Origin of the sequence: Streptomyces sp. NPDC049627, from assembly GCF_044465645.1 — a bacterium.
Classification (GTDB): domain Bacteria; phylum Actinomycetota; class Actinomycetes; order Streptomycetales; family Streptomycetaceae; genus Streptomyces.
The window spans coordinates 132155-138294 of record NZ_JBITLW010000022.1; the positions used below are offsets into that span (position 1 = coordinate 132155).

Below are 6140 nucleotides of genomic sequence, written 5' to 3' on the forward strand. Positions count from 1 at the left end.
CCAGGGGCGCGGGGAACTGCGCGACCAGCCACAACGTTCCCCGCGCCCGCCGGACGGCATGAGCCCTCCCACCCCTCAGGCACGCTGCACCCACTCCATACGCACCCTGTCAGTCCCCCTCCGTAGACTGACCCCGTGAGCGACCAGAACGAGCCCGACCCCCTCGACCCCTTCGAAGAGATCATCGCGGCCGAAACAGACCGCGACCCCGACCTCGCGGTCATCGAGGCCGGCAGCCGCACCCTGCGCACCCAGGGCGGCCCGCCGAGCGCCCACGTGCCCGCGCGGCCCGAGGACCCCGAGGTCGACAAGGCCCTGCGCGAGGTCGAGGCGGAGCTCGCCACCCGCTGGGGCGAGACCAAGCTGGAGCCCTCGGTCGCCCGCATCGCCGCGCTCATGGACGTCCTGGGCGAGCCGCAGCGCTCGTACCCCTCGATTCACATCACCGGGACCAACGGCAAGACGTCGACGGCCCGCATGATCGAGGCCCTCCTCGGCGCCTTCGAGCTCCGCACCGGCCGCTACACCTCCCCGCACGTCCAGTCGATCACCGAGCGGATCAGCCTCGACGGCGCCCCGATCTCCGCCGAGCGCTTCATCGAGACGTACAACGACATCAAGCCGTACGTCGAGATGGTCGACGCCTCGCAGGAGTACCGCCTGTCGTTCTTCGAGGTACTCACGGGCATGGCGTACGCGGCCTTCGCGGACGCGCCCGTCGACGTCGCCGTCGTGGAAGTGGGCATGGGCGGCTCCTGGGACGCGACCAATGTCATCGACGGTGACGTCGCCGTCGTGACGCCCATAGACCTCGACCACACCGACCGGCTCGGCGAGACCCCCGGGGAGATCGCCGCCGAGAAGGCCGGCATCGTCAAGCAGGACGCCACCGTGATCATGGCCCAGCAGCCGGTGGACGCGGCGCAGGTGCTGCTGAAGAAGGCGGTGGAGGTCGACGCCACGGTGGCCCGGGAGGGGCTGGAGTTCGGGGTCGTGTCGCGGCAGGTCGCCGTCGGCGGGCAGCTGGTCGCCCTGCGCGGACTGGGCGGTGAGTACCCGGAGGTGTATCTGCCGCTGCACGGCGCGCACCAGGCGCACAACGCCGCCGTGGCGCTGGCCGCCGTGGAGGCGTTCTTCGGCGTCGGCGCCGCGCGGGCCGAGCCGCTCGACATCGACACCGTCCGCAAGGCCTTCGCCTCCGTCGCCTCGCCGGGGCGGATGGAGGTCGTACGGCGGTCGCCGACCGTCGTGCTGGACGCCGCCCACAATCCGGCCGGTGCGCGGGTCACCGCCGAGGCGATCGGGGAGGCCTTCGACTTCAGCCGGCTGATCGGGGTCGTGGGCGCGAGCGGCGACAAGAACGTCCGAGGGCTGCTGGAGGCCTTCGAGCCGATCTTCGCCGAGGTCGTCGTCACGCAGAACTCCTCCCACCGCGCGATGGACGCCGACGAACTCGCGGCGATCGCCGTCGAGGTGTTCGGCGAGGAGCGCGTGCAGGTGGAGCCGCGGCTGCCGGACGCTCTGGAGGCCGCGATCACGCTGGCCGAGGAAGAGGGCGAGTTCGCGGGCGGCGGGGTGCTGGTCACCGGGTCCGTCATCACGGTCGGCGAAGCCCGGCTGCTCCTGGGGAAGGGCTGATTCCGGACGATGCGTACGCTCTGTTCCTCGACCCTGATCGGCGAGTTCTTCGTCATCGGCTTCGCGGGTCTGGTCGCCATGAAGGATCCCGACCTGTCCATGGCGCAGGTGTGGACGGTCAGCGGCATCGCGATGTTCCTGTGCCTGCTGCTGTGCGGCCTGGTGACCCGCCCCGGCGGTGTTGCGCTGGGCTGGGCCCTGCAGATCGCCCTCATCGCCTCCGGCTTCATCGTCCCGACCATGTTCTTCCTGGGTGTCGTCTTTGCGGCACTGTGGTGGGCGTCGGTGCACTACGGGAAAAAGGTCGACGAGGCCAAGGCGCGCTTTGCGGCGCAGGGTGACAAAACCAGCCCGTCCGGCGCTTGAGTAGAAGCTGACACTGCGTAACAGGCGGCCGGACACGCCCTGTAACCTCGTCCCACCGCACCACCGGCTGCAAGAAGGAGCCCTCCCGTGACCCAGCGCACCCTCGTCCTGCTCAAGCCCGACGCCGTCCGCCGTGGCCTGACCGGCGAGATCATCAGCCGTATCGAGCGCAAGGCCGGCTGGCAGATCACCGCGCTGGAGCTGCGCACCCTGGACCAGGAGACGCTGGAGCAGCACTACGGCGAGCACAAGGGCAAGCCCTTCTACGAGCCGCTGGTGGAGTTCATGGCCTCCGGCCCGGTCGTCGCCCTGATCGTCGAGGGTGAGCGGGTCATCGAGGGGCTGCGCCAGCTCGCCGGTCCGACCGACCCGATCGCCGCCGCGCCCGGGTCCATTCGGGGTGATTACGGCGTGATCGTCCGGGAGAATCTCATCCACGCTTCGGACTCCGAGGAGTCCGCCGAGCGCGAGGTGAAGATCTTCTTCCCGGGCCGCGCCTGAGCCCCTTCACCCGGCCTGATCCGGGGCGGTCATAGAAACCCGGCCGCCCTGCGGCATATGCGTGGCGATCGAGGGAACGAGTGCCCCCGATGGCCCGTCTCCACAAGCGGGGCGGTTCGCCATCTGCTGACAATGGCGAAGACCCTCCCGCAGTGTTTGCGAAGGCGCGTCTACGATAGAAGCCTTCACGTCACAGCACCCACTTCGCCGACCTGAAAAGCCGTCAAAAGCTCCCAGGAAGGCCAGACGAATCCTGATGGGGAACTCAATGTCGTTCATCGGCCGTGACATGGCTGTCGACCTCGGGACCGCCAACACGCTGGTGTACGTCAGGGGTCGCGGGATCGTACTCAACGAGCCGTCCGTCGTCGCGATCAACACCAACACCGGTGGCATCCTCGCGGTCGGCGCCGAAGCGAAGAAGATGATCGGGCGCACGCCCGGCAACATCGTTGCCGTTCGTCCGCTGAAGGACGGCGTGATCGCCGACTTCGAGATCACCGAGCGGATGCTCCGCTACTTCATTCTGAAGATCCACAAGCGGCGGTATCTGGCTCGTCCGCGGGTCGTCGTCTGTGTGCCCTCCGGCATCACGGGTGTCGAGCGCCGCGCCGTCATCGAGGCGTCGTCCCAGGCCGGCGCCCGCCAGGTGCACATCATCGAGGAGCCCATGGCCGCGGCCATCGGCTCCGGCCTGCCGGTGCACGAGGCGACCGGCAACATGGTGGTCGACATCGGCGGCGGCACCACGGAGGTCGCGGTCATCTCCCTCGGCGGCATCGTCACCGCCCAGTCCATCCGCGTCGCGGGCGACGAGCTGGACAATGCGATCATCCAGCACATCAAGAAGGAGTACTCCCTTCTGCTGGGTGAGCGGACGGCCGAGCAGATCAAGATCACGATCGGTTCGGCGTACGACCTCGACTCCGACGAGCACACCGAAATCCGCGGCCGGGACCTCGTCTCCGGGCTGCCGAAGACCGTCGTCATCTCCGCGGCCGAAGTGCGCAAGGCCATCGAGGAACCGGTCAACGCGATCGTCGACGCCGTGAAGACGACCCTCGACAAGTGCCCGCCGGAGCTGTCCGGCGACATCATGGACCGAGGAATCGTTCTGACCGGCGGCGGCGCCCTGCTGCGGGGCCTCGACGAGCGGCTGCGCCGCGAGACCGGGATGCCGATCCACATCGCCGAGGACCCGCTGGACAGCGTGGCGCTCGGATCCGGCAAGTGTGTCGAGGAGTTCGAGGCGTTGCAGCAGGTGCTGGACGCCCAGCCGCGCAGATGACGTAACTCTTCGATTCCGCCGTACGGGATGATCTCCTCTCGTACGGCGGATCGTTGATATAGAGGCATAAGCTCACCGATGAGCCTCGAAACCTCGAAACGTCGCAGACAACTCCGCATACAAACTTCGTGTACAGAAGCCCTCGGGTTTTCCCGGGGTTTCCCGAATTCCTATGAGGAAGGGCACGGCCGCCGCACGTGAGGGACACACGAGAGAGCCGGCTGCTCCTGGTGCTGCTGATCGCCATCGCGTTCGCGCTGATCACGGTGGACATCCGCGGCGGAGAGGACTCACCGGTCGACGGTGCCCGCCAGGCCGCCGCCGCAGTCTTCGGCCCGGTCGAGGACGGTGTGTCGGCCGCAGTGAACCCGGTCGGCAACGCGGTCGCCGCGGTCCGTGACTCCGGCGAGCGCCACGACCGGCTCGCCCAGCTGGAGCAGGAGAACGCCGCCCTCAAGGCGAAACTCGGGAGTGACGACCGCAACCGCAGCCGTCTCAAGCAGCTGGACACGATGCTGAAGATCGCGGGCCAGGGCCAGTACGGCATCAAGGGCGCCGAGGTCATCGCCATAGGGGCGGCCCAGGGCTTCTCCTGGACGATCACCATCGACGCCGGCGCGAACGACGGCATCCAGCGCGACATGACCGTCCTGAACGGGGACGGGCTGGTCGGCCGGGTCACCACCGTCGGTCCGAACACCGCGACCGTGCTCCTCGCCAGCGACCCCGACTTCACCGTCGGCACGCGCATGGAGTCCACCGACGAACTCGGCTTCGCCTCCGGCCAGGGCGACCGCCCGCTGCGCGTCGAACTCCTCAACGGCAAGGCCGAGGTGAAGAAGGGCGACCGCCTCGTCACCTTCGGCTCGCAGGCCGACAAGCCCTTCGTGCCCGGCGTCCCGGTCGGTGTCGTCTCGCGGGTCGACCCGTCCGGCGGCAACCTGACCCGCACCCTGTATGTCACGCCGTACGTCGCCTTCAGCAAGCTCGACATCGTCGGCGTCGTCGTCCAGGCCCCGAAGAAGGACCCGCGCGACACGGTGCTCCCCGACAAACCCGAGCCGACCCCCACGCCGACCGTGACGGTCACCGTGACGCCGGGCGCCGAGCCGTCGGCCGACGGCCAGAACGAGCCGCAGGCCGACGGTCAGGACGATCCGCAGGCCGATGGCCAGGCACAGCCCCAGGCGGACGGCCGGTATCAGCCTCCGGTCGACGGCCAGAATCAGTACGAGCAAGAGCAGTAGGAGCTGAAGCCCCATGCGCGTCAACCGAATCCTGCTCTCCTCCTCCCTGGTCGTCGTCGCCCTGGTACTCCAGGTGAGCGTCCTCGCCCGCCTCCACCTCCCGGGCGCCGTCCCGGACGTGCTGCTCCTCACCGTGCTGGGCCTCGCCCTGGTCTACGGCCATGTCGGCGGCGCGCTCGTCGGCTTCGGCGCCGGCCTGCTCGCCGACCTCGCCCCGCCCGCCGACCATGCCGCCGGCCGCTATGCGCTGGTGCTGTGCGTCATCGGGTACCTCGCCGGGCTCATCAAGCCGGACAACGGCCGGCTGAAGTCCGCCACCGGGCCGATGGTGGTCGTGGTCGTCGCCGCGATCGGCTCGACCTTGCTGTACGCCGGTGTCGGCGCCCTCGTCGGCGACACCGCCGCCCGCCATGTCGGCCTCGGCAGCCTGCTGTTCACGGCCGCGCTGTACGACCTGCTGCTCGCGCCGTTCGTCGTCCCCGGGATCATGGCGCTGGCCCGGCGCGCGGAGAACGACCCGCTCGCCGAGACCAACTCCCAGGCGAAGAAGCCCAGCATCTCCTCCGGCTGGCTCTCCGGCGGCACCGGCCTGCGCATCGGCAGCCAGCGCGGTGGGCTGGGCGGTCTGAAGGTGAAGGCCGTGAAGGCGCGATCGGCGCGCGCCGGGCGCATCAAGGGGGTCAAGCGGCTGTGACCGCAGGAGAGTTCACCGGAACGAGTGAGGCCGGGAGGAACTGGGCCTCGTGGGCCTTTCGTTCCTCACTCGTACACACACACTCGCGTTCATCACTCGCATCGTCCACGCACTGAGAGGGGGAGGCAGCCGCAGTGACCAACATCCCCGAGACCGGCCGGACGCCGCGCGTCCAGATCCGGCTCGTCGTCATCCAAATCCTCGTCCTCTCCCTCCTCGGCACCCTCGGCGGACGCCTGTGGTACCTGCAGATCCGCGAGGGCGACGCCTACGCCAAGGAGGCCTCGGGCAACCATGTCCAGCAGGTCGTCCAGCCGGCGGTGCGCGGCTCGATCCTGGACGCGCGGGGTGTGGCTCTGGCGGACAACGAGACGCGGCTCGTCGTGTCCGCCTCCCGCACCGATCT

General features: G+C 69.2%; 6 protein-coding genes and 1 pseudogene. All 7 read left to right on the forward strand.

Features of this window, described 5'->3' with window-relative positions:
* The first annotated feature begins 135 nt into the window (after positions 1–135).
* Positions 136–1638, forward strand: coding sequence for a bifunctional folylpolyglutamate synthase/dihydrofolate synthase (locus tag ACIBU0_RS42080; protein ID WP_398829589.1), 1503 nt, complete (start codon positions 136–138; stop codon positions 1636–1638).
* 9 nt (positions 1639–1647) lie between these two features.
* The gene (locus ACIBU0_RS42085; protein ID WP_398829591.1) at positions 1648–2004 is read left to right on the forward strand and encodes a DUF4233 domain-containing protein; all 357 of its coding nucleotides are present in this window, start codon (positions 1648–1650) and stop codon (positions 2002–2004) included.
* A gap of 87 nt (positions 2005–2091) precedes the next feature.
* Positions 2092–2505 (forward strand): nucleoside-diphosphate kinase, encoded by a 414-nt coding sequence (ndk, locus tag ACIBU0_RS42090; RefSeq protein ID WP_004001296.1) that lies wholly within the window; start codon positions 2092–2094, stop codon positions 2503–2505.
* Between the two features lie 268 nt (positions 2506–2773).
* Entirely contained in the window at positions 2774–3793 is a 1020-nt protein-coding gene (locus tag ACIBU0_RS42095) for a rod shape-determining protein (protein ID WP_004001297.1), read from the forward strand.
* A gap of 197 nt (positions 3794–3990) precedes the next feature.
* Complete coding sequence (mreC, locus tag ACIBU0_RS42100) at positions 3991–5040, forward strand: rod shape-determining protein MreC (protein ID WP_398829594.1); 1050 nt, start codon at positions 3991–3993, stop codon at positions 5038–5040.
* A gap of 13 nt (positions 5041–5053) precedes the next feature.
* A complete protein-coding gene (gene mreD / locus ACIBU0_RS42105) occupies positions 5054–5734 on the forward strand; it encodes a rod shape-determining protein MreD (protein ID WP_398829596.1) in 681 nt (226 codons plus the stop codon).
* 134 nt (positions 5735–5868) lie between these two features.
* Positions 5869–6140: pseudogene (locus ACIBU0_RS42110) on the forward strand (penicillin-binding protein 2); the annotation flags it as partial.

What these genes read in the sequence shown, in the direction of transcription:
- ACIBU0_RS42085 (WP_398829591.1), top strand. Translation starts at nt 1,648, where the DNA reads ATGCGTACGCTCTGTTCCTCGACCCTGATCGGCGAGTTCTTCGTCATC.
- ACIBU0_RS42095 (WP_004001297.1), top strand. Translation starts at nt 2,774, where the DNA reads ATGTCGTTCATCGGCCGTGACATGGCTGTCGACCTCGGGACCGCCAAC.
- mreD (WP_398829596.1), top strand. Translation starts at nt 5,054, where the DNA reads ATGCGCGTCAACCGAATCCTGCTCTCCTCCTCCCTGGTCGTCGTCGCC.